At 69.4% G+C, this 20,195-nt stretch carries 31 protein-coding genes; 5 read left to right on the plus strand and 26 right to left on the minus strand.

What is annotated here, in order from left to right; all coding sequences use genetic code 11:
• Positions 1-45: 45 nt before the first annotated feature.
• The 8 genes from Pph01_RS39300 to Pph01_RS39335 form a co-directional block, all read right to left on the minus strand.
• The gene (locus Pph01_RS39300; protein ID WP_204078349.1) at positions 46-222 is read right to left on the minus strand and encodes an Rmf/CrpP fold protein; all 177 of its coding nucleotides are present in this window, start codon (positions 220-222) and stop codon (positions 46-48) included.
• Positions 219-2,198, minus strand: a complete 1,980-nt coding sequence (locus Pph01_RS39305) for a phage minor capsid protein (protein WP_204078350.1) — start codon at positions 2,196-2,198, stop codon at positions 219-221. Before Pph01_RS39305 ends, Pph01_RS39300 begins: the two co-directional genes overlap by 4 nt.
• Complete coding sequence (locus Pph01_RS39310; RefSeq protein ID WP_204078351.1) at positions 2,198-3,754, minus strand: phage portal protein; 1,557 nt, start codon at positions 3,752-3,754, stop codon at positions 2,198-2,200. Before Pph01_RS39310 ends, Pph01_RS39305 begins: the two co-directional genes overlap by 1 nt.
• 15 nt (positions 3,755-3,769) lie before the next feature.
• A complete protein-coding gene (locus Pph01_RS39315) occupies positions 3,770-3,934 on the minus strand; it encodes a hypothetical protein (RefSeq protein ID WP_204078352.1) in 165 nt (54 codons plus the stop codon).
• Positions 3,931-4,197 (minus strand): hypothetical protein, encoded by a 267-nt coding sequence (locus Pph01_RS39320; protein WP_204078353.1) that lies wholly within the window; start codon positions 4,195-4,197, stop codon positions 3,931-3,933. The genes Pph01_RS39315 and Pph01_RS39320 overlap by 4 nt, the downstream gene beginning before the upstream one ends.
• A gap of 149 nt (positions 4,198-4,346) precedes the next feature.
• Positions 4,347-5,606, minus strand: coding sequence for a PBSX family phage terminase large subunit (locus Pph01_RS39325; RefSeq protein WP_204078354.1), 1,260 nt, complete (start codon positions 5,604-5,606; stop codon positions 4,347-4,349).
• 17 nt (positions 5,607-5,623) lie between these two features.
• Positions 5,624-6,109, minus strand: coding sequence for a hypothetical protein (locus Pph01_RS39330; RefSeq protein ID WP_204078355.1), 486 nt, complete (start codon positions 6,107-6,109; stop codon positions 5,624-5,626).
• Between the two features lie 14 nt (positions 6,110-6,123).
• The gene (locus Pph01_RS39335) at positions 6,124-6,867 is read right to left on the minus strand and encodes a ParB N-terminal domain-containing protein (protein ID WP_204078356.1); all 744 of its coding nucleotides are present in this window, start codon (positions 6,865-6,867) and stop codon (positions 6,124-6,126) included.
• Positions 6,868-6,931: 64 nt separating this feature from the next.
• Between Pph01_RS39335 and Pph01_RS39340 the strand changes: the two genes are divergently transcribed.
• Genes Pph01_RS39340 through Pph01_RS39350 form a run of 3 tightly spaced genes read left to right on the plus strand, consistent with a single transcriptional unit; the run spans position 6,932 to position 7,757 of the window.
• Positions 6,932-7,204, plus strand: a complete 273-nt coding sequence (locus tag Pph01_RS39340; RefSeq protein WP_204078357.1) for a hypothetical protein — start codon at positions 6,932-6,934, stop codon at positions 7,202-7,204.
• A complete protein-coding gene (locus Pph01_RS39345) occupies positions 7,201-7,443 on the plus strand; it encodes a hypothetical protein (protein WP_204078358.1) in 243 nt (80 codons plus the stop codon). Before Pph01_RS39340 ends, Pph01_RS39345 begins: the two co-directional genes overlap by 4 nt.
• A complete protein-coding gene (locus Pph01_RS39350; RefSeq protein WP_204078359.1) occupies positions 7,440-7,757 on the plus strand; it encodes a hypothetical protein in 318 nt (105 codons plus the stop codon). Before Pph01_RS39345 ends, Pph01_RS39350 begins: the two co-directional genes overlap by 4 nt.
• 5 nt (positions 7,758-7,762) lie before the next feature.
• Here the strand turns inward: Pph01_RS39350 and Pph01_RS39355 are convergent, their stop codons facing one another.
• From Pph01_RS39355 to Pph01_RS39380, 6 genes are all read right to left on the minus strand, one after another.
• Positions 7,763-7,906 (minus strand): hypothetical protein, encoded by a 144-nt coding sequence (locus Pph01_RS39355; protein WP_204078360.1) that lies wholly within the window; start codon positions 7,904-7,906, stop codon positions 7,763-7,765.
• Between the two features lie 66 nt (positions 7,907-7,972).
• Complete coding sequence (locus tag Pph01_RS39360; protein WP_204078361.1) at positions 7,973-8,503, minus strand: hypothetical protein; 531 nt, start codon at positions 8,501-8,503, stop codon at positions 7,973-7,975.
• Positions 8,504-8,506: 3 nt separating this feature from the next.
• The gene (locus tag Pph01_RS39365) at positions 8,507-8,800 is read right to left on the minus strand and encodes a hypothetical protein (protein ID WP_204078362.1); all 294 of its coding nucleotides are present in this window, start codon (positions 8,798-8,800) and stop codon (positions 8,507-8,509) included.
• The gene (locus tag Pph01_RS39370; protein WP_204078363.1) at positions 8,800-9,885 is read right to left on the minus strand and encodes a hypothetical protein; all 1,086 of its coding nucleotides are present in this window, start codon (positions 9,883-9,885) and stop codon (positions 8,800-8,802) included. Before Pph01_RS39370 ends, Pph01_RS39365 begins: the two co-directional genes overlap by 1 nt.
• 36 nt (positions 9,886-9,921) lie before the next feature.
• Complete coding sequence (locus Pph01_RS39375; RefSeq protein ID WP_204078364.1) at positions 9,922-10,377, minus strand: XF1762 family protein; 456 nt, start codon at positions 10,375-10,377, stop codon at positions 9,922-9,924.
• Entirely contained in the window at positions 10,378-11,163 is a 786-nt protein-coding gene (locus tag Pph01_RS39380) for a DNA adenine methylase (RefSeq protein ID WP_204078365.1), read from the minus strand.
• A gap of 51 nt (positions 11,164-11,214) precedes the next feature.
• Between Pph01_RS39380 and Pph01_RS39385 the strand changes: the two genes are divergently transcribed.
• On the plus strand, positions 11,215-11,436 hold the full coding sequence (locus tag Pph01_RS39385) for a hypothetical protein (protein ID WP_204078366.1): 222 nt from the start codon (positions 11,215-11,217) through the stop codon (positions 11,434-11,436).
• A 13-nt stretch (positions 11,437-11,449) separates the two neighbouring features.
• On the opposite strand, the gene Pph01_RS39390 is transcribed toward Pph01_RS39385, so the two are convergent.
• The 5 genes from Pph01_RS39390 to Pph01_RS39410 form a co-directional block, all read right to left on the minus strand.
• On the minus strand, positions 11,450-11,593 hold the full coding sequence (locus tag Pph01_RS39390; protein ID WP_204078367.1) for a hypothetical protein: 144 nt from the start codon (positions 11,591-11,593) through the stop codon (positions 11,450-11,452).
• Positions 11,594-12,842: 1,249 nt separating this feature from the next.
• On the minus strand, positions 12,843-13,811 hold the full coding sequence (locus Pph01_RS39395) for a tyrosine-type recombinase/integrase (RefSeq protein WP_204078368.1): 969 nt from the start codon (positions 13,809-13,811) through the stop codon (positions 12,843-12,845).
• Positions 13,808-14,092 (minus strand): hypothetical protein, encoded by a 285-nt coding sequence (locus Pph01_RS39400; RefSeq protein WP_204078369.1) that lies wholly within the window; start codon positions 14,090-14,092, stop codon positions 13,808-13,810. Before Pph01_RS39400 ends, Pph01_RS39395 begins: the two co-directional genes overlap by 4 nt.
• Positions 14,089-14,517: a hypothetical protein gene (locus Pph01_RS39405; protein ID WP_204078370.1), complete on the minus strand. Its 429-nt coding sequence runs from the start codon at positions 14,515-14,517 to the stop codon at positions 14,089-14,091. Before Pph01_RS39405 ends, Pph01_RS39400 begins: the two co-directional genes overlap by 4 nt.
• Entirely contained in the window at positions 14,514-14,942 is a 429-nt protein-coding gene (locus Pph01_RS39410) for a hypothetical protein (protein ID WP_204078371.1), read from the minus strand. The genes Pph01_RS39405 and Pph01_RS39410 overlap by 4 nt, the downstream gene beginning before the upstream one ends.
• A gap of 306 nt (positions 14,943-15,248) precedes the next feature.
• Between Pph01_RS39410 and Pph01_RS39415 the strand changes: the two genes are divergently transcribed.
• Positions 15,249-15,587, plus strand: coding sequence for a hypothetical protein (locus Pph01_RS39415; protein ID WP_204078372.1), 339 nt, complete (start codon positions 15,249-15,251; stop codon positions 15,585-15,587).
• Here the strand turns inward: Pph01_RS39415 and Pph01_RS39420 are convergent.
• The 7 genes from Pph01_RS39420 to Pph01_RS39450 form a co-directional block, all read right to left on the minus strand.
• The gene (locus Pph01_RS39420) at positions 15,548-15,751 is read right to left on the minus strand and encodes a hypothetical protein (protein WP_204078373.1); all 204 of its coding nucleotides are present in this window, start codon (positions 15,749-15,751) and stop codon (positions 15,548-15,550) included. The two genes, Pph01_RS39415 and Pph01_RS39420, sit on opposite strands and share 40 nt — an antisense overlap.
• A complete protein-coding gene (locus tag Pph01_RS39425) occupies positions 15,748-15,960 on the minus strand; it encodes a helix-turn-helix domain-containing protein (RefSeq protein ID WP_239117349.1) in 213 nt (70 codons plus the stop codon). Before Pph01_RS39425 ends, Pph01_RS39420 begins: the two co-directional genes overlap by 4 nt.
• Before the next feature lie 10 nt (positions 15,961-15,970).
• Positions 15,971-16,150: a hypothetical protein gene (locus Pph01_RS39430; protein ID WP_204078375.1), complete on the minus strand. Its 180-nt coding sequence runs from the start codon at positions 16,148-16,150 to the stop codon at positions 15,971-15,973.
• Between the two features lie 198 nt (positions 16,151-16,348).
• Positions 16,349-16,744: a hypothetical protein gene (locus Pph01_RS39435; protein WP_204078376.1), complete on the minus strand. Its 396-nt coding sequence runs from the start codon at positions 16,742-16,744 to the stop codon at positions 16,349-16,351.
• Positions 16,745-17,240: 496 nt separating this feature from the next.
• The gene (locus Pph01_RS39440; RefSeq protein WP_204078377.1) at positions 17,241-17,939 is read right to left on the minus strand and encodes a hypothetical protein; all 699 of its coding nucleotides are present in this window, start codon (positions 17,937-17,939) and stop codon (positions 17,241-17,243) included.
• Positions 17,940-18,027: 88 nt separating this feature from the next.
• Complete coding sequence (locus Pph01_RS39445) at positions 18,028-18,678, minus strand: hypothetical protein (protein ID WP_204078378.1); 651 nt, start codon at positions 18,676-18,678, stop codon at positions 18,028-18,030.
• A 65-nt stretch (positions 18,679-18,743) separates the two neighbouring features.
• Positions 18,744-19,589 carry a collagen-like protein gene (locus Pph01_RS39450; protein WP_204078379.1) on the minus strand — a complete coding sequence of 282 codons (846 nt, stop codon included), beginning with the start codon at positions 19,587-19,589 and terminating at the stop codon, positions 18,744-18,746.
• Positions 19,590-20,195: the final 606 nt, after the last annotated feature.

Consider the following 20,195-nt stretch of genomic DNA (forward strand, 5'->3'; position numbering starts at 1 on the left):
AGAAGGAGGCCCGCGCCTGACGGGCCGAAACGGAAAGAATTGGTGCTACTGGTCGGGGTCCGGCCGGTAGCGCACGTAGGTGCGGATCCACAGCAGCCGCAGCGCACGCTGCCTGCCGTCACCGCGTACCGAGTACGGGCAGGCCGTGATCGGCATGCCCCGCTCGCCGGCGAGACGGCCGAACGTCACCGCCGCTCGGCGGTCGGTCTCCGAGACGCTCATACGCCGAACTCCCTCCCGGCGCCGCCCGCGCGGATCTGCGCGGCCGCGTCGCGGTCGGCTTGACGTCCAAGCCACTGCGCGCGGAACTCGGTCAACGTGAGCCGCGGGTGGTCCGCCCACCAGCGCAACAGTTCCTCGCTGGCGTACTTGCGGGCCCTCGAGGCCGGCCCGGAGAACAGCGACAGGTCGCTGACCCGGGCGGCGCGGCCTTCGGCGTTGAGGAGGTTGCCCTTCGTCGCCTCCTCGGCCTGCTTGTGCAGCTGGTCGAGCCACTGGGCGTACAAGCGGCGCACCGTGGCGTCGATCTTCTCGCCCGGCATTCGCTCGGCTTCCAGCAGCGACCGGCGTTCCGCACGGTCGAGCTCGCCCGCGTCCAGGCCGTGGACCTCGGCGTAGGCGTCCATGTAGGAGTAGCCGCCGCTGGCGATGAGGTCGGAGATCCGGCGGTCCTCGTCGGTCTCCTCCTCGCGCCAGTTCCACGACCACTGCTCACGCTCGCGAGTGGCCGCCTCGATCCGGTCCAGCTGGTCGAGCACCTGGGCCAGGCCCTGCTCGTCGTCGCGGTACCGGTCCATCAGCGCCGACAGATGGTCGTCGGTCAGGTCGCCCATGGTGTGGATCTCCGACAGCGCGGCGATCGGGTCGTCCGCCGCGGCGGGCCCTGCGGCCTTCCGCGCGGCCTCGTCCTCCGCGTCGCGTCGCTCCATCTCCTGGGCGAGCCTGGCCATGGACTGCTCGTCGTTGCCGAACTTCGTGGCCTGCTCGCTGATCTGCTCGTCGGACAGCTCCGTCAGGTCTTTCGGCAGGGCCTCGACGCGTTCGCGTTCCGACCGCCGCCGCAGCCCGGTTGCCTTGGTGTGCTCCCGGAGCTGACGCTGTAGGTCGGAGACCTTGGCGTCCGCCTTCTTCCGCGCGGCGTCGTCGAGCGACACCGCGGCGCGGCGCTTCTGGAGGCGGACCTGCCGCTCCAGGTAGCGCTGCCGCTGCACGTCCTCGTACGTCGCCTCCGAGTGCACGACCGGGGCCGGCCTCGACATGCCGGGGATGTAGGCGTTCAGGTTGTGGCCGCAGTTCGGGTGCATCAGCCCAGCGAGGCGGGCCTGAGAGACCGTCCCTTCGACCTGGACGAAGATCTGCACGCCGGTGAGCGCTGATTCCTCCACCCGGGTCCCGGCGGACCCGTCGATGGTGAGGATCTTGCCCTCCCACGGGCCGCACACCTTGCACGTGTACGGCAGACGCGACACCGTCACCAGGTCGATCCCTGCGTTCCGCAGCGTCGTCAGGTGCCCGTCGACCGCCGCCCGGGCGGTCGCCGTACGCATCGCCATCTCGACGTACTCGCGCATCCCCCACGTCCGAGGAGGCTTCGCGTTGTCGACGAACCCGCTGATGCCCGCGTCGGTGAACTTGTTGAGCGCCCGCTGGACGGCATCGCGGCGCGTCTCCGCGCCGACGAGCGCCCGGCCGGCCGTCTCGGCGATGACCTTCCGATAGATGTCCTCGACGGCGCGCAGGGCTCCCTCGTGGACCGAGGTCACCATGCGGACCGTCTGCGCGGCCAGCTCGGCGACACCCTGACCAGGGTTGATCATGTTCTTCGACCCGAGCGCGCGGGCGTCCCGCAGCACCTTGTCCAGCCGCTTCCGAAGCTTGTCATCGTGGACCTGGAGGACCGCGCCGACCACCGCGGCGTCCATCCCGGACGACCACGTCTCCAGCACCGCCCGTTCGGCCGCCGCCTTCGCGGCCGCCTCGAGGCGGCGGATGATCCGCTCCGCTTCCTTCCGGAGCTGGGTCACCTCGCTCAGCCGTTTGGACGCCCAGGACTCGGCCGACTCGTCGCTGTCGACGTCCTCGCCCGCTCGATTGGCGATGCGCTCCAGCAGCGCCGCCTCCGCGTCCGCATACATGGCCGCGAGCGCCCGCGCCTTCTCCAGACCCTCAGCGATCGCCCCGGCCGGAGAGGCCGCCATCACTCCTCGCCGGCGTCAGGGACGAACGATTCCTTCATGGTCGCCGGGTCCGGAACGTTCAGCCCGAGCTCGTCGCGCAGCCGTTCCTTCTCCGCCTGGACCTGGTCTTCGTCCCAGTCGGGGTGCAGCATCCGGATCTTGGTGTCTAGGCTTGCCGCCTGCGCCCGGTTCAGCATGTCGAGCGTCCGTGACAGCGCCTCCGGGTCCGGCTGGACACCGTCCGGCCATTCGATGACGCCGCGCTCGGCGACGGCCTTCGTCTTGAACACGGCGTGGTCGACGCTCAGCATCGCCTCCGTCAGCCAGGCCAGGGCTGGCGTCCAGTAGCCGATCTTCCGGCCCCGGGTGGAGTACGAGCGGTGCCGCTGCATGTGGATCTCGGTCGCCGTCTGGGCCTGGCCGTCGCCGCCCTCACCGAAGCTCTGCACCGAGTACCCGGCGCTCCGGACGATCTGTGTGAACAGGCTCTTGCACGTCTCGGCGTGCTCGGCGACCCGGATGGCGAACTGCGACAGGGTGATCATGCTGCCGCCGTCTGGCGAAGGCAGCATCTGGAGGCCCGAGTAGACCTCGCGGTCCGGGTCCCACATGGCGCCCTGGCCCTTGCCCATGTTCGTCAGGTAGACGTCCGGGACGATGATCCTGCCCTTGCCGAGCCGCAGGTCGCGCATCCACGACGTCCACGCCTCGTCGAGAGCGTCCATCATCGGCTCGGTCCCGTCGTAGTCCGACCGGCCCAGCGCCGTGCCCCGCAGCTTGCGATGCGGCCGCATGTTCGGGACGTAGTGGACCAACAGCCCCTTCGGGTACCCGGAGTCGAAGCCGCCATCGGAGTCCACGATCTTGGCGTACTCAGCCGTTGCCGGGTCGTCCTCCAGCGGGACGGCCATGCCCAGCGTGTCCTCGTCGCCCAGGTACAGGCCGTGGTAGACCCGGCCCTTTTCGTGCCGCTCCAGGTGCCGCCACACCTCGCCGTCGTCTTCCCGGACGACCCGCCAGAACGTCACCGCCGAGAGCCGGCCCGTCCGGAACTCTGGCACAGCGGAGTCGGGCGGCAGCGCGTCGACCACGGGGTGGTCGCACATCTCGGTGTCCCATCCGACCCGCAAGTAGACACCGCCGTAGGCGGCGCCGAGCTCGCCCGCTTCCAGCAGCGAGCCGTACACGCCCGCCTCGTGGAGCACGGAGTCGATGCGCTTCTGCCCGGTCTTGCCCTTGAGCTTCAACGTCGGCGGCTCAGCGAACAGGAGGTCGGCCGACGTGGACGCGATGTCAGCGGCGATCGGGATGTGCAGCTTCGTCGCCCTGCTCTGCCCGGCCGGCGTCGGGGTACCCCAGAACCACCGGGACATGCGGTTGATGTAGCCGCTCATCCGGGAGTTCGGGCGGTCCCAGCCCTTCGGGTCCATCCCCACGGCGGGCCGCGTGCCTCCGCCGTACACCTGCGAGAGCACCTCGGCGTCACCGGCGTACCAAGCTCCGTGCTGCGTGTAGAGCCGCAGCTGCTTGTGCTGGTCTGGCGGCGGCCACTTCTGGTCATGCTCGGGAAGCGGCATTCGCCACCCTCCTATTCAGTGGTTTTCGATCTCCGCCAGCGCTACGGCCAGCCCCGTCCAGCCCTCGGCGATCGAGACTTTGGCCTCGACCATCGCGGGGTTCGGTTCGCAGTCGGCGCGCTCGAGGACCTCGGCCGCGCGGAGGGCGGCCTGCGCGGACGTGATGGTCGATTCGGTCACGAGACCCGCTCGGGCCAGTGCCATGTGCCGGGGTCGACGCCGGGGCCGACGTTGTATTCGTGGAAGCCGCCGAGCCGGCCCGGGGTGAAGACCCACAGGTGGACGTGGAATTCGTCGTCGAGCGGCGGCACAGCGCCGACCTCGACGCCGCGGGGGTCGAGCGTCGTCACGTCTGCGGTGACGATCGCGGCGCGGATGGCGTGGATGCCTTCCTTGCCGCGATACCGGACGATCCGGCCGGTGGTGGGGATGACCTGGCTCAAGGCTGTTCCTCCTGGTGAGGGACGTTGATGGGGGCGCAGCCCCGGCCCGTAGCCCCTCAACTACGGGACCGGGACCGCGCCGGGCTCGACGCACGCGAAGTGCGGAGCGGCGCACCCCCTCCGCCCGCCAAGGCAGGGGTGCGCGTCTATCAGGCGGCGATGGGCTCCAGCAGCGGGAGCCATGCGGCCTGCGTCGTGTGAAGGGCGTACCGGACGGCGTCCAGGGCGTGATCGTCCGTCTTGACCGGCGCGTCGTCGCCGCGCTCGGCCTTCTTGTCGTCCCAGGCGTACGACCCGACTTCGTCGAGGAAACCGCTCACGGACCTGTGCACCCGCAGGTGGTCGGCCGCCATGAGGTTGGACACGGTGCGGATGCCGTCGAGGACCGAGTTGTTGCCCATGGTCGGGGCGAACCCGCTGCGGTAGAGCTGCTGGATGAAGCTGGCGGCGCTGGGGTCGACGATCAGCCACTCCGGCCGGACACCGTACGTGCCGGGCCCGTAGGTCTCCGGGACGTTGTCCAGCCAGTTCGTGAGCTTGTCGGCGTACTCCCCGTCCGTGAGCTGACGCCGCTCCTTGCGGGAGTCGTACCTGAACTCCGACGCCAGGTAGATGCGGCGCTGCAACTCCTTGTCCGGGACGGACACGCCGACGAGGACCGCGTCCAGCGGGTTGACCGTGCCGTAGTCGACGCCGACCGACAGCCACCGCTCCATCGGGGGCAGCTCGTCGACGACGTGGCGGTCCGGGTCGAACATGTCGTAGATCGCGCCCTCGGCCATGACCCAGAGCCCGAGGATGAACCTCTTGTACCAAAGGCCCGTGTACTCGGCCTTGAGCGCCCGCACGTACGCCGGGTCCAAGGCGGTGTTGTCGTCGAGCGTGAAATGCCAATGCCGCAGGTCAAGCTCATGCCGCCGGTCGAGGAACTGCCGCTTGAGCCAGTGATTCGGCGCATCGGGGTTCGTCGTGGCAAATAACGACGCACCCCGGACGGACAGTCGGGCCAGCAACTGGTCCCAGAACTCCCGCTCGATCAGCGTGGCCTCATCAACGTAGGCCCCGGCACACGTCATGCCTCGCAGCCGGTTCTCCGACCGGGCGTCGTTCGACGAGATGATCTCGACCCGGCGGCCCAGAATGTTCGCGGTCGGCGCGCCTCTCGTATACAGAATCCTGCGAGAGATCGGCCCCGTGATCGCCGGGTCCATCAACGGGTCGAACACATTTCGCGCGATCGTGTCCGACGTCTTGCCGACCACGACCAGCGACCCACCGCGGGGTGCGTTCGCGACGTAGATGATCCACCGCAGCAGGGAGGCGATCGTCTTGCCGGACCGGATCGCCCCCGACCAGATGTTCAGACGGGCCGTGCTCTCCGCGATCGACCGCTCTTGCTTCGGTGACAAGGTCAGGATGGTCGGGTTCACTCCTCGTCACCCGTGCCGATCTCGGAGATCACGTCGATGTCGAGGATCGCGTCCATGTCCGGGTCGGGCACATCGTGCCGCTTCTGGAGCGTCAGCAGCAGGTTGCCGAGCAGCGATGCCATGTCGGTGTCGGCGACGCCGTTGCGGTTGATGAGGTCCAGGCCCAGCAGCGACGACCGCTTGTTGATGACCTTCAACGCGGCCTCGCACGCGTTGATGTCGCCCTTGAGGACCTTCGGCCACAGGCTGGCCATGATGCGGTCCAGCCGGTCGATCTCCATTTTGAGCAGCGTCTCGGACGCCATGTGCTCCTGCTTGGCGGCCTTCTGGAGTGCCCGGTCGACGTCCTTGGACACGGCGGCCGCGCCCGAGTAGCCCAGCCGTTCCGCGATGACCGTGGGGGACACACCGGCGATCCGCATCTGTACGGCCTGATGCCGCCGCTGGGAGATCTCGACCTGGCGTGCCTTGCTGACAACCATGTGCGGGCTCCCCTCTACTGAGCGGCGTAGGCCCGCAGCGCGGCCAGGACGATCTGGGCGGTGCTGGTGTTGCCGTCGCGTTCGCGGATACGGCCGAACAGGACGGTCACCTCGTCGTGCTCGGCGGCGGTCAGCGTGATGAGCAGGTCTGCGGTCAGGCCCGCCTTCGGCCGGGGCGGCGGCGGGACGTCGTCCTCGCCGTCGTCGTCGGGTTCGTCCTCGTCGTCCAGGTCCTCGCCGTCGTCCTCGTCCTCCTCGTCGAGGTCGTCGTCCGGGTCCTCCCGTGGCCGGCTGGGCGACTTCTCCACCGGGGCGGGCCGCCGCTCGGCCGGAGAGTCGGTGACGATCTCGATGTCGCTGTCGAGCCCGTCGAGGAGCTCCGACAGGTCGTCGTCGGACCAGCCGGTTCCGTCGAGGTCGGGCAGGCCGCGCAGCAGGTCCGACAGGACCGCCTCGTCGTACTCGCCGAACTCCGCCGTCCGGTTGTCGGCGAGCATGATCCGCTTGGCGGTCTCGTCGTCGACGTCGACCACCACGGCGGGCACCGCGGGCAGGCCCTTCGCCTGCGCGCCACGCCAGCGGTGCTCACCAGCGATGATCCGCATCCGGGACTTCTGGACCAGGACCGTGCCGTAGAAGCCGTTCGCGTCGATCGACTCAGCGATGACGTCCACGTCGCCGCGGTGAGGGTTCTCCGGGTGCGGCTCGAGGTCGCCGACCGGCACGAGGCTGTACGTCTGGGGAACGATCTCGGGCACGTGACCTCCGGTCGCGGTGAAAGATGGAATTGGCGGCCGCGCGGCGCGCCAGGAGCGGAGGCGTGTGATGACGGAGCAGCAGCAGGCACCCGACTGGGCGCAGGTCGAGGAGGCGTTGAAGGCTGGCGCCGCGTCGCTCGGGAAGGCCTTGGAGAGGTTCAGGCTGACGCTGGCCGCGCAGGGCGCGCTGGGTCTGGCCTACCGGGGCGACCTGGAAAGCCTCGGCCCCGCGCTCGCGCGGATGACGCCCGAGCAGCTTGTGGAGGTGTCCGCCGCCGCGGCGTTGCTCGGCTCGTCCTGCGACGAGGAGCTAGCCAGGAGGAGGCAGACGACATGAGCGAGCCCGTCGAGGTCATGGAGCACCTGCGCGCGGCCGCGTGGGCGGTCGCTGCGCCGTTCTTCCCGCATTGGGAGCACCGCAACGACGACGTGATCAAGCTGCGGGAGGTCTCCAGGTGGGACCTGCGGATCACCGTGGCCCGCGCAGGCGACCCCGACGACAACGCCGAGACCCTGTGGGAAGGCGGCAGCATCAGCGAGTTCTACGCGCGGGTGCTCCGCGAGATCGAAGCGTGAACAGGCCGCAGGCGTACGACGATTCGGCCTGGCCCGTGTGGGTGCCGCCGCTCGTCGACTACCACCCGCCCGGCGAGATGGACCCGCGCGGTGCCTACCTACTCGCCAGGCGGAAGGTCGGCTCCGGAGAGGCCGACTGGGAGGCGCTGATCACGTGGACCACGACGTCGTTCCCGGCGAACGCCCCGCACGTCCACGTGAAGCACGTTCAGTGGGTGCCGTACGCGCACATCAAGCAGGTCAGGGCCGAGGCGACCCGCGGCCGCTACAAGACGGTGCCCACGGTGCCAGCCGTTGAGGAGAACAAGCCCTGATGGCCTTAGTCAGCGCGTGGGTTCGGGGCGGCCACGCGGCCCTCGTCGATCGCGCGGTGGACGTCGGCAATGGCGTCCTCCACGTATTGATCGTCGATCAGGTTGCCCTTGCTGTCGTACAGGGCGTCTGATTCGTCGCCGTTACCCATGGTCCCGATGATGTCAGACACGAAGCCTGGCGGCCACCGCGTCGCCTGCGAGGATCAGCGTGTACTTCACCCGCCGCTCCGGCTGATGACGCCCTGGTCGAGCAGCGACTGGACCGTGGCCACCATCAGCGCCTTGTTCGACGCGGGCACGTCATTCCAGAGCACGGCGGACTCGCGCCTCGTGGTGTAGCCGTACGTCGGCGCCAGCCGCTCGTAGGTCTCGTGGAAGCCCCGCGCGATCACCTCGGCCAACGACACCAGCCGGTACCCGGTCGCCGGCGGCGTGCCGTACTCGGCCGGGTCCGCGTCGTCCGGGACATGCGTGTCCGACTCGTCCTCGGGGTCGACCAGCTCCAACGAGACCGGCAGCGTGATCGGCTCCGCCTGCTCCGAGCCGACCTGGACCGTCTCCGGAGTCACGATGACCGCCCGCGCGCCGCACTGGGCCGCGAAGTCACGCCACTGCGACGTCAGGATCTCGTCGGCGTACGCCGCCGCGGCGGCGCTCGACGGCGCCTGGTCGACGATGAACGCGAACGGCTCGGTGACCTTCTGCCCGTCGACGACGTGCGGCAGCAGCAGGGTCTGAAGTCGCATGCGCTACGCCTCCGCGTTGGCGGACTTCAGGCGGCGCGGGAAGACCGACCCGAGCACCGGGTAGATCTCGCCGTGCGGGTCGAGGACCACCCAGTCGCCGATGCTGGCGCGCTGCACGCCCTCCTGGGTGTGCATGTCGATGGTGTGCTCCGCCAGGCCCGTCTTGGCGACCTCGCCGACGACCATGTCGGCCTGGCCGGTCTCGTTGATCCACGCGGCGACCTCAAGGACGTTCTCCTCCGTGACCTGTACCGCCGTGACCTCGCCGTACACGGGGACGACACGCTGAAGCTCCATCAGACGTTCTCCTTCGGGTAGTAGTCGTACCGGGCCCGCAGGTCCGACATCTGCTGGACGATCTGGGCCAGCGCGGCGGTCTGCCAGGTGCCCGCGTTCACCGCCTCGTCGGAGATTGGCACTGACGACGACCAGATCTCTTCGCCGTGGTAGTTGCCGTCGCTCCGGTAGGGGATGCCGCGGCTGCCCTTCTGTACCGCCCACTCGGCCGACCACGACAGGCGGGCGCGTCGGCGTAGCCTCGGCCGGCCGTAGCGTTCGCGGCGTAGCCGCAGCTCCACCTCGTGCTGGTCGCCCTCGGGCATGGTGACGGTGCCGCGCGCGGGCACGGGGACCGCATCCTCGTAGGAGTAGCGCTTGGGGCCGAAGAACTTCTCCACCAGGTCGAAGCTGACGTTCCCGTGCATCCACCACGGGTCGTCACGCGACCATTCGCCGCGGCGGGCCCACAGCTCCCACACAAGGTGCCAGTGATCGAAGCCCAGCTCGATGACCCGCGAGTCGTGGCCGGTCGGGTTGAGCCTCCGCTGCACCCACTGGCCGAACCGCTCGGTGTGGAAGTACAGGGCGAGCAGCGGGCCGAGGTGGAGGCTCGCGGCCAGGACCTGCTCGCTCCCCTGGTTACCGACCTTCACCTCTACGGAGAGCCCGCCCGCAGCACGGCCGACGACGATCTCACCGCCGATCCCGCCGCGTGGGCTTTCTGGCCACGGGCCGGGCTTGTCGACGTCGTCCTGGTGGACCGGCGGCTCTTTCAGCCCGAGGAACGACATGGCTGCGTACGCCGCCAGCATTCGCGTGGGCCCGATCCACGGGCCGGTGTACGGCTGGCCGATCTCGCGCACGGCGGGGTTGAGGTTGCCCTGAGGTTCCGGCCGGACACCGCACCGGTCGCACTCCACCCAGCGTGAGACGTAGCCGATGCCGTCACGCGTGACCGAGCCGACACCGCCGACGACCGGCCGGTGGCCACGGAAACGGCAGAGCAGCATCAGGCGGGGAAGGTCGCTGAGCCACCACCCGCGGTGGACCAGCCGGCCCCGGGGGTGGTCGTCCTTGTTGTGGTCGACGGTGTGCCAATGCATGGCGGACTCCGAGGGTGAGGGGATGATGCGCGGCGGTCAGCTGGTGGTGATCTCCCAGCGGGTCCGCGCGACGTTCTCGTTGCCGGAGGCCTTACGCGGCCTCGACGGGCAGTCCCAGCCTGGGCGGGGCGGGCACTCCGCGACGGGCTTCCACCCGGAGGCGCGGAGCGAAGCCCCGGACTCGCCCTCCTGGGTGTACGTGATCGCCCGGACGTACCCGAGCGCGCGAGCCGCCCGCCAGGCCGCGCCGTACAGCATGCTGTTGGCGTTCCGCGCGCCGTCCGTCGCGGTGCGGGTGACCTCCACCGTGAAGCCGTCGTCCAGAAGACGGGCCACGGGCCGGCCCACGATCGCGACGCCGCGCAGCACACCGTCCTCGTCGGCCACGCCGACAGAGACCTTGTGGCCCGGCGGTGGCCGGTGGTGGCGGTGGTGCTGCTCGACGAACGCGCGGGCCTGGGCGAGGTTGATCGGGACCAGGCGCAGCGCCATCTACCGGTTGACCCAGATCGACTCAACCGCGTGGGTGCGCAGGTCAGAAGCCGTCTGCCGTACCCGGTAGTCGATGCGGCGCCACCCGGCCAAGGCCTTGTCGTACAGCTCCGACTGGTAGCCGGACAGGACGATCGTGCCCTGGCAGGAGTTCAGCAGGTCGAGGAGCCGGACATGCTCGTCGTCCTCGTCCATCTCCCGGACGTAGCGGCCCGACCCGGCCGCGTTCCGCGTGCTCCGCAGGTACGGCGGGTCCAGGTAGAACGCAGTCTGCGGCGAGTCCATGCGGGCGATGAGCTCCATGGCGTCGCAGTTCTCGATGAACGCCTCACGCAGCCGCGCCGCGTGCCACCGCAGCGCGGCGCCGGCGCGCTTCGCCCCGACCGGGTTGTTCACGCGGGTCCGTGACGTCGGCCGCCGCCATGACGCTCCGGCCTCCCCCGACCGGGACTGCGAGCACTGGATCCACCAGCGGCGCGCCCGCTCGAGGTCGGACGCCGTGGTGTCGCCGAGCTTCGCGGCCTTGTGCTCCTCGCGCGCGTACGGCGTGAGCTGGATCGCACGCTGCAAGGCCCGCGGCTGGTCCCGGAGCGTCCGCATGAACGCCACCAGGTCGCCGTTGATGTCGTTGATCGTCTCGATCTTCGCGGGCTTCTTGGCGAAGAACACCGCGGCGGACCCGGCGAACGGCTCGCAGTAGACCTCGTGCTTGGGCAGGAGGGAGGCGAGGAACGGGGCGAGTCGGCCCTTCGCGCCGTAGTACTGGAAGGGAGGGCGCAACGCCACGGCGGTTCTCCTCGGTGGGTGATCGGTAAGGCGCGTGGCACGATGTCCGGCATGACTGCGCAGACCGGGGTTTCCTGGCGTCCGTTCGACTACGAGGACAAGGCCGCTACGGCTCCGCCCACAGACCGGATGGTCTGGATCTGGGAGACCTTCGAGGAGGGCGTCGACCTGGGGTACTTCGACGGCTTCACCATGAGGACGGCGGCCGGGAGCGACGACTGCCACGTCACGCACTGGGCATTCATGGACGTGCCGCCCGGCCCGCAGAGCTGAGGCCCGCCCGACGTCACCAGACGCGGGTCATCCGGTACTGCTCGACGGACTCTCCCGTGGCCACGACCTTCCGGCACCCGTTGCACACGTCGCGGGCCTTCCAGTTGCCCAGGTTGATGCCGCCGCAGCTGTGGATCCACGCCGTCTTACCGGGCATGCGGCCTCCTGGTGCTCGTTCGTGGCGGGGCGTGCGGGCGACGGGTGGTGGGACCGACTGGGAGTAGTCGGGTTGGCCGCCGCCCGCACGTGTCGTTATGTCGCTGACCTGCGACAACGTCTCAGAGCGCTTGTAACAAGATCATCTTGTGAGTGATCCACTGATACGCGGAACGTCGCGAACGCGCGTCACCGTGCACCACAGACGCGCGTGTGATCGTCGCGCGGTGACCGGAAACGGTCCGAACGCGCGGAATGCGAAGATCTGCGGCGGCGAGGCCCGAACTCACATGCATGTGACTTAGGGCACTGTGACATCCGTACAGAGATCGAATCGGGGCGGGTCAGCCTGTGCCGAATTCACCACACCTAGTGTGCAACGCCGATTCACAAACCGGGCAATCACGTATTTCGGGAACGAATTGCCCGCGCCGAGCTAGTTTCTTGGTCCATTCGTGGCGCGAATCCGGCAGCGGGACAACTTCATGAACCGCAGATGTCCTAGGCTTTCCATGTACCGCCACTCGCGCGGAGCATCGCTTGGCTCAGAGCCGATCCCGAGTTAACGGGGATCGACAGCTCGGCACCGGACGGTCGGTCCCCGACCACTCGCAACACCCGGAGCCGGGGGGGTGAAGTCAAGTGAAGTCTCGCCGGAGGCGGGGACCTGATCACGACGGCGATGACGAAGGCGGCCAGTTCGACTGGAAGCCCTGGGCGCCACTCGCAACCCGAGTGCTCCTGGAGGTCATCACCTGGATGGTCGGTGGGGGCGGGCCCAGCTAGGCGCAAGTCCTAGCTGAACCCGCAGGTGCAAGGTCCGGTCCCCGGGGAATCAGGGTGTTACAGCACCCTGCCGGGGACTTACCTTGTTGTTGCCAGCGTAGCGACCCGCCCAAGCGACACGTTAGGCGACCTCGCCGTATTCCTACATTAAATTAAATGCCCTACGGGGGTCGTCGCAAAGCTTCGCATAAATTGGTGCTGCAACTCGTCGACGAAATCACGCGCGCGATCGTCGCCGAAATCCCCCGCGAACGCCACCGTGAAATCCTTCGCAACGCGTACGGCTACGCGCCCGCGTGACATACCGGGCACGTGCAATACCCCATGTGAGAGCACACACCGCCGCAATTATCGTCCCCGCACGGGCCGTAGACCTGCCCCTCGATGCACATCTCCCAGTCGTCGTGCGGGCACTTACAGCCTCTCACCGCAGGCACTTACAGCCTCTCACCTGGGACATCTCCCTACTCCAGCTGCGACGCCACCAGCTGCGACGTGTCCTTCTCCAGCCGGTCACGTGCCTGCCAGTAGATCTCCGTCGTCGCCAGGTCCTCATGGTTGAGGTCCAACTGGACCTGCCGGGGCGACGCACCGCCGTCGAGCGCCAGGGACGCGTAGGTGTGCCGCAGCGTGTGCGGACCCACCTTCGACTGGATCCCGGCCTGCTTCGCGATCCGCCGGACCATCTCCCACGCCTTCGTACGCGGCCACGGCCGGCCCGGACCGGTCACGAAGATCGGGCCCGTCAGGTCCTTCATCTCGACACCCTCACGGCGCGCCCGCTCCGCGAGGTAGAGGTCCAGCGCGTACACGGTCTCCACCGGGAGCCGCCTGACCAGAGGCTTGGCACCCTTGGCCATCACGCGCAGCGTCCGGTAGCCGCGGGCGAACCCGAGGTCCTCGATCTGCGCGTCGACCACCTCGGAGACGCGGAGACCCACCTGCAACAGCACCCGGATCACGGCCGACGTGCGGAGCTGTTCCCGGCCGTGGTCGCGGTCGGCCTCGCGGAGCACGTCCTGCGCCTCCGACTTCGTCAGCGCCACCGTCTCCGAGTGCTTCCGGGGGATCTTCGGCCGCTTGACCTTCTTGAAGCGGTTGGCGTCGATGGCGTCGGTCTCGTGCAGGTACTCGTACCACGACGACACCGCCGCCAGCAGCTGGGCGACCGTCTTCGGCGCCGGAGGCCGCGGGGCGTTCTCGGCGTACCACCGGGCGAACACGTCGCCGTGCGGTTTCCGCGCCTCCAGCGGGTCGAGGCCGGTCTCCGCGCAGAAGTCGAACCATCGCCGGATGTTCCGCTCATACGCCTGGCGCGTGTTCACAGAGTCGAACGACCAGAGCCAGGCCCGCGTGAGGTCGAGGATGAGGGGCGGCAGGTCGACCGCGACCGCGATCTCACCGCCGCCCGTCTCGACCAGTTCGGCCGTCACGAGCCCGCCTCGTCGTCGGCGTCATCCACGGTGGGGACCAGGTGCTCCACCTTGTCGAACACCGCCAGCTCCGCCGCCTTACGGCCGGCCGCCACCGCGGCGTCGACGAGCGCGGCCACCGAGTCCATGTCGTACCGGTCGAGGCGTCCGAACTCAATCCGCCCGGTCAGGCTGTTCGCGGTGTCCTGCACCGACCGGAGGAGAGCCCGGAGCTCCGTGAGTGATTCGAGCCGCAGGGAGTCGTACTGTGCGCGGCCGCGCCGGATGTCGCGCTCGTTCACGGCGTCACCTCGGCCGAGCGCGCCGGGAAGATGCCGAGGACGACCTGGCTGATCGCGCCCGCGTCCTCCGCGTACGTCCACGGGTCGAGCCCCGCCGGCATGGGGAGGTAGCCGACCGTCACGACGACGCGGTTCTGCCCGATGGCGTGCATCGCCCAGTCGGCGTCGACCGGCCGCTCGAACTTGTCGTCTCCGAAGTGGAGCGCCGCCCAAAGGTCCGTGCTGACCGACACGTACGAGTCGCCGATCGGCTGCATCGTGACCGAGCCGCGGCGGGGGTTCATGCCCAGCGACTTCGCGACGAGGGGCATCACCTTCGGCGCGTTGGGGTCGTTCGTGGTGAGGAGGAGGTACGCGGCGTCGCTGCCGTCCGGGGTTTCTCCGACCCAGCCGGTGAGGTGGATCAGGCGGTCGAACTCGCTCATCGGGCCCACCCCTCCCCCATCGCAACCCCGTGGAGGAAGTCGAGCGGCGGGTTGGTGTCGTTGCCGGTGAGCAGTGCGAGGCGGGCCAGTCGGTCGACCGCCTCGTGGCTGTTGCTGTCGGGGTCGAGGCCCAGCGCCACGGCGTTGATCGCGTGGGCGGCCGCGTCGAGGAGCTCGCGCTCGACGTCGGGCGCGAGGTCCGCGCCGGACATCGGGACGTTGACCCTCGCGGTGATGCGCGCCAGCTCGGTGGTGCGCCAGGTGACGTACGGCCGGCCGGGGTGGTCGGGCGTCCGGGCCTGGATCCATGCGGGGTCGAAGTCGAGTTGCCGTGCAAGGTCCCCGGCCGAGGGGCGGGTGGGGACGAGGAGTACCCAGATGGGCCACTCGGCCGTTTGGCGTCGGCCGGGTGTGTGGTCGCTCATGGCGAGCCTTTCGCGAGGGGTCTAAACGATCACTCGCGAGCGTAGCACAGAGACAGTGACATAACCTGGATTATGTCCCTCTCTCTGCGATCTTGAATGCGCGCGAAACCGAACACGATTCGGAGCGCGACGCAATCGAAGTCGAACGTCCGGCGGACTGTCGGGAGCGCCAGCTACGCTCAACTCGTACGGCTCGGCACCACGCGGGCCGGCCTGGCAGCTCCGGCTGAGGATTCCAACGAACGCACCGCGATGCCGCGCGCCCAAGCGCGGCCGCCATCATTCGCGCGAACGGAAGGCCCAGCCATGCCCGACAACACCACGCCCGTGCCCGAGATCTGGGGACGCATGGCGATGCTCCTCGCCCGCAACCTCCCGGCCGGCCACGACGGCGACAAGCTGCTCGACCTCTGGCGGAACAACCCGCAGGCCGCGTACGTCACGCTCAACCGGCGCGTCAGCTGGTCGACCACGCGACGCACCACGAACGCCGCCCGCGGCTGGGCGCCGACACCTGCCGACCGCGACACCTACACGGAGCTGTCGGCGCTCCTCGAGGACGCGCCGCCAGCGAGAAGACTCACTACGGCCGAGGACATGCAGTTTCAGCGCGGCGTCGACGACGTCCGGTTCGGCCGCGGCTGACCTAGCGGCATGAGGAGAGACAGCCCACCGAGGACGCACGCGAGCACCACGGCAACCACACCGATCATGACCACCGCGCGCCACCAGCCGTAGTCCGCGACCAGCGCCGCGATCAGGCCGACGAACGGGACCGACAGCAGCACCACACCAGCGACGCGCCTCACTCGGCCGCGGCCTTCTTGCGACGGCCCGGCCGAGCTCCGCCACGCGAACGCATCGACGCGCGCGACTCCAGCAGCAGCTCCCGGACGAGGCCGAACGACCGGCCCGACCACACCACGAGCTCCCGGATCGACTCGCCCAGCTCATACCGGCGCCGCAACTCCGCCGCCAGGCGAACCCGCTCCGCGCCCGACACCCGCTTACCGCCCACACGCACTCCCTTACGCCGCCGCGAGCCTCGCCCGCAGCTGGTCACGCTCCTCGGGCGTCTCCGGGACGTCGTCCCGCCGCCAAATGCAGCCCTCGATCGTCGCCAGATCGTCGAAGTCGTACACGACCGACCGGCCGGCCCGCCCAAGCACGCGAACGCCGTACCGGCGCGCCCACTGGCGGATCGTCACCGGCTTCCGGTCCAACCTCGTCGCCGCGATCTCCGCCGTAGCCGGGCATCCGGGCGAATCCGCACTGCCGCCACCGGGGGCCACGATCACCCCCAGACAGCAGAAAACCCCCAGGCCAGAAGCCTGAGGGCACACGTCTCTCCGTCGCCCGGAAGTGTTACACACCAACCGACCCGGCGCAAGCCGACAGCGGAACCGCTATCGAGTCCACGCGCCCGCCTCGTCGTCGACCCGCCCCGTCGCCTCCGCCTCGCTCACGTGGGCCTCGCACGCCCCGCACACGTAGAACCCGGCCTGGACGTCCCACCGCAACGACCGCTCCCCGCACCGGCACCGCGCCGGCGTCCAGTCGGGCGGCTCATCCCCCACGAGCCGCTCCAACTTCATCCGGTGCGCCAGCGACCACTCGACCAGGCCCGTCAACTCCTCCCGAGCGAGAACCGAGTCGAGGCGCTCCACCAGCCACGCGATCGACCTCGACCGAGCCACCGCAGACCGGGCACCCGTCAACCGCTCCGGAGCGAACGTGATGGTCCGGGCGCGGTCCTCGAAGTCGACCAACTCCCCCGTCATCGCCTCCAGCAAGTCGCTCACCGGCGACACATCCGGCTTCGGGCGCGACCCCGACACCCGCGACCACTTCGAAGGAGGGCGGAACCCATCCACCTCGGCCGCCAGCTTCGCCGCGAACGCCTCGATCTCCAGCAGAGCATTCCTCGTCGTCGCCCGACACCGACCACACACGCGAGGGTCCCCCGGCCTCCACCGAAGCTGCGGCTCGTCGGGCTCCGGCGGGCACTCCCCCTTCTCCCCCTCGGCGACCCACACGTCCACCGCGTCCGCATGCTCCACGACCGCCCGCTCATAAGCGGCCCACGCCCGGCGCGACCTCGCATTACACGGACCAACACAAGCCCCGACCACGGCACCCCCCAGCGCACAAACGGAACCCCACAACACTACAAGATCGTTTCCTTTGCCCAGGTACACAGGCGCATCCGGTCCAGCCGGCCCCCCGGCCGGGGACCCCCGGGGGCGCGAAACCGCGCCGACAGCGGTTCCGCTGTCGGCGCGGCTCGCGTCGCGTGAGCTATCGCGTCGCGCGCGGCAGCTGCTCAACCTGCGCGTTCACGCGGCGGACGTTGGACACGACGCGCGCGACAGCTGCCCAGCTGCGGCCGGACACGTTCGCGCGTAGCTGCTGGAGCAGGAACAGAGCGGACCCCAGGTAAGAGCGCTCCTGCCCCTCCGGCATGCGGAGGGCGCGCGCCTCGATCTCCACGTATTCGCTGCTCTTCCACGTGACGACGATCTGTCCCCGGTCGGTGCGGTCCACGGTGACCAGCAGGGGCGAACCGAGACGGGCCAGGATGGCGCACAGGCTGGAAGCCGCGAACGCAACACCTTCGTACCGGTCGCGCGCCATGGCCTCGGCCTCGTCGAGCCTGAGGGACAGCAGGGACGCGACGAACGTCTGACCGCTGGGCGACTTGAGCACGTACGCGCCCCACGGGCGGCGCGGGGCCGGGCCGTCCACGGTCCACATGCCGTGGAGCTGGCGCTGGCTGCCCGCGTAGATCACGCGGGTGCCCTTCGGCATGTAGGCCGTTAGGGCGTGCTCGGCTTCGCGGGCGATGCCTGCGGCTCCGCGCTGGAGCATGCCGGACACTGCGCACGGCTCGCCTGCGGCCTCGCACGCGCGGCAGGTCCGGTTGTGGTTGTTGTAGGCGCGGATGGCCTGGGCGGCCTGGTCGCGGACCAGAAGGGCGGTCTCTCGGGGAACGAACATCGGGGGGTCTCCTCAGGGTGTGGCGGTGGTGTTGGGTGGAGCGGCGGGCCGCCCGCGATATGGGCGCGGGCGACCCGCCTAGGGGTTGCTAGGCGTCGACCTTGTCGGCGTCGGCCTTGTCGGCGGCGTCCTTGGCCTGGACGTTCTGGGCGATGATCACCTGGACCTCGTCCCAGGTGAGGGACCGGTCCGCCATGACTTCGGCGTAAACCTCCTCGGTGTGGTCCGCCTTGAACTTCTCGGCGAACTTGAACACCAGGGAGACGGCGGCCGTGTCGGCGGCCTTCTTGGCGGCGGCCTTCCGGCGGGCCTCAATCTGGGCCTTGTAGTCGGCCATGCTCGGCAGCTCGGCCAGGATCTTCATCACCTGGGCGGCGCTGGTGCCGGGCAGCTTGTTCAGGTCCGCGATCGTGGCGGACCCCAGGCCGATCTGTGCCGCAACGTGCAGCCCGATCAGGTGGTACGTCGTGAACTTGATGGCGGTCTTACCGGTGCCCAGGGTCGCGATGACGGCCGGGGGCAGGTCGGTCAGCTCGTCGCCGGTGATCAGCCGGTCGGCCACGCTGGTCTCCTTCTCGGCGGTCGACAGGTCCGTCAGGAGGCCGGTAGCGGCCTGCCCGAGGATGACCGCGCCGGTCGGGCGGCTGATGCCCTGGCGGCCATAGGTCTTGTCCCACCTGGTGGTAACGGCGTCGATCGCGTCGTAAACGTCAACGGGCTCGGTGCTGATGATCTGCATTTCTTCGCCTTCCTGGCGTTGTGAGGGGTGGGCCGCCCGGACGGTCCGGGCGGCCCTGAGTCGGGCTAGGACGCGTTCGCGTCTTCGCGGGTGGGGCTGACAGCGGTTCCGCTGTCAGCGGGCTTACGGGACCTTCTGAGGGCCGCGCGGGTCATCCTCCAGGCGGCGCGGGCCGCCCTGGTGACGATGCCTCGGAGGATGACGACGAACGTCACCGCGAGGAACAGCCCCCATCCGAGCATGAGCGGGAGCCACAGCGCCGACCCGGAAACCGGGGCGGTCGCCGTCATGTCCGCGCCGTCGTCCCACTGGGACGGCCACGGGGACGGCCACCCGGTCGCGCGGGGCGTCGGTGTGGTCCGGGGGTCCGGCCGGGAGGTTCCCGAGACGGCCACGTCGGTGCGGCCGGTGGCTCCGGTCGCGCCCGTCGCTCCGGTGGCTCCGGTGGCTCCGGTGTTGCCCTTGGGGCCTGCCGCTCCCATCGGTCCGGCCGGGCCGATGTTGCCGGGCTTGCCGTCGGCACCACGAGCGCCGGGAGCGCCCTTGGGTCCGGCGGGTCCGGTGTCGCCCTTGGGTCCGGGGATGCCGGACGGGGCGACGGTCGGCGCGGGGCTTCCCTGGGGTCCGGGGACCCCCTGGGGTCCGGTCGCGCCGGTGTCGCCCTTGATGCCCTTGGGACCGGTCGGGCCTGCGACTCCGGGCTCTCCGGGGTCGCCCTTCTCGCCCTGGGGTCCGGCGGGTCCGGCGGGTCCGGGGTCGCCCTGGATGCCCTGGGCTCCCTGGCCTCCGGCGGGTCCGGGGTCGCCCTGGGGTCCCATGGGTCCGGCGGGTCCGGGAGGTCCGGCCGGGCCGGTGACGTAGACCGTCGCCTGCTCGGCCGGGGTGGTCGGGTCTGCGGCAATGAGCCGCACGCCCGCCCCTGGCGCGGTGATGGCAGTAACGGCCAGAGCTGCGCCGATGGCGGCGGCTCCGGCGGTTGCTGCGGTTCGTAGTGATTGCACGTTAACGACATTAGGGCAGGTCATAAGCGCGTCACGCCAGTTTCTACTAACGATCCGCCAACGGTCTTATAACGGTCGGGTAACGATGAGGCAGTGGCCGGCTCCCACACTTTCGAACACACTTTCGAAAAACCGGGGATAGGCGACGTTGTTCATTGGCACGAAACCAGACCATTGCCGACCGGCGACCGCACAGTCAGTCCCATCTCGTTGATGATCTTGTTTTTGTCCTCTCAAAGCTCTGAGATCGTCTCTAAGCGCTTGTGATCGCGGAGGGTTCCGGAGGTACCGGACACCGTCTGTTCGTCTCTCTGCGTGAAGCTCAGCGCGTTCTGGACGGTGCGTCGTGGTGCGTCATGTGCGTCGGATGCGTCAGGAGGTGTCTGGAGACACGAAAAAACCCATCAGCGACGAGGAGGTGGGCTCCGGTCGTGCTGATGGGTTTCGGGGCGTTTCTGGTGCTCTTTCAGGGGGTTTCCGCGTGGTTTCGGTGGTCCTCCACTCTGGGGGTGTCGG

This window comes from Planotetraspora phitsanulokensis (assembly GCF_016863295.1).
GTDB classification, from domain to species: Bacteria; Actinomycetota; Actinomycetes; order Streptosporangiales; family Streptosporangiaceae; genus Planotetraspora; species Planotetraspora phitsanulokensis.

Coding starts and splice junctions, on each gene's coding strand:
- Pph01_RS39300 (WP_204078349.1), bottom strand. CDS start 222: ATGAGCGTCTCGGAGACCGACCGCCGAGCGGCGGTGACGTTCGGCCGT.
- Pph01_RS39305 (WP_204078350.1), bottom strand. CDS start 2,198: ATGGCGGCCTCTCCGGCCGGGGCGATCGCTGAGGGTCTGGAGAAGGCG.
- Pph01_RS39310 (WP_204078351.1), bottom strand. CDS start 3,754: ATGCCGCTTCCCGAGCATGACCAGAAGTGGCCGCCGCCAGACCAGCAC.
- Pph01_RS39330 (WP_204078355.1), bottom strand. CDS start 6,109: ATGGTTGTCAGCAAGGCACGCCAGGTCGAGATCTCCCAGCGGCGGCAT.
- Pph01_RS39345 (WP_204078358.1), top strand. CDS start 7,201: ATGAGCGAGCCCGTCGAGGTCATGGAGCACCTGCGCGCGGCCGCGTGG.
- Pph01_RS39355 (WP_204078360.1), bottom strand. CDS start 7,906: ATGGGTAACGGCGACGAATCAGACGCCCTGTACGACAGCAAGGGCAAC.
- Pph01_RS39360 (WP_204078361.1), bottom strand. CDS start 8,503: ATGCGACTTCAGACCCTGCTGCTGCCGCACGTCGTCGACGGGCAGAAG.
- Pph01_RS39365 (WP_204078362.1), bottom strand. CDS start 8,800: ATGGAGCTTCAGCGTGTCGTCCCCGTGTACGGCGAGGTCACGGCGGTA.
- Pph01_RS39370 (WP_204078363.1), bottom strand. CDS start 9,885: ATGCATTGGCACACCGTCGACCACAACAAGGACGACCACCCCCGGGGC.
- Pph01_RS39375 (WP_204078364.1), bottom strand. CDS start 10,377: ATGGCGCTGCGCCTGGTCCCGATCAACCTCGCCCAGGCCCGCGCGTTC.
- Pph01_RS39385 (WP_204078366.1), top strand. CDS start 11,215: ATGACTGCGCAGACCGGGGTTTCCTGGCGTCCGTTCGACTACGAGGAC.
- Pph01_RS39390 (WP_204078367.1), bottom strand. CDS start 11,593: ATGCCCGGTAAGACGGCGTGGATCCACAGCTGCGGCGGCATCAACCTG.
- Pph01_RS39405 (WP_204078370.1), bottom strand. CDS start 14,517: ATGAGCGAGTTCGACCGCCTGATCCACCTCACCGGCTGGGTCGGAGAA.
- Pph01_RS39410 (WP_204078371.1), bottom strand. CDS start 14,942: ATGAGCGACCACACACCCGGCCGACGCCAAACGGCCGAGTGGCCCATC.
- Pph01_RS39415 (WP_204078372.1), top strand. CDS start 15,249: ATGCCCGACAACACCACGCCCGTGCCCGAGATCTGGGGACGCATGGCG.
- Pph01_RS39440 (WP_204078377.1), bottom strand. CDS start 17,939: ATGTTCGTTCCCCGAGAGACCGCCCTTCTGGTCCGCGACCAGGCCGCC.
- Pph01_RS39445 (WP_204078378.1), bottom strand. CDS start 18,678: ATGCAGATCATCAGCACCGAGCCCGTTGACGTTTACGACGCGATCGAC.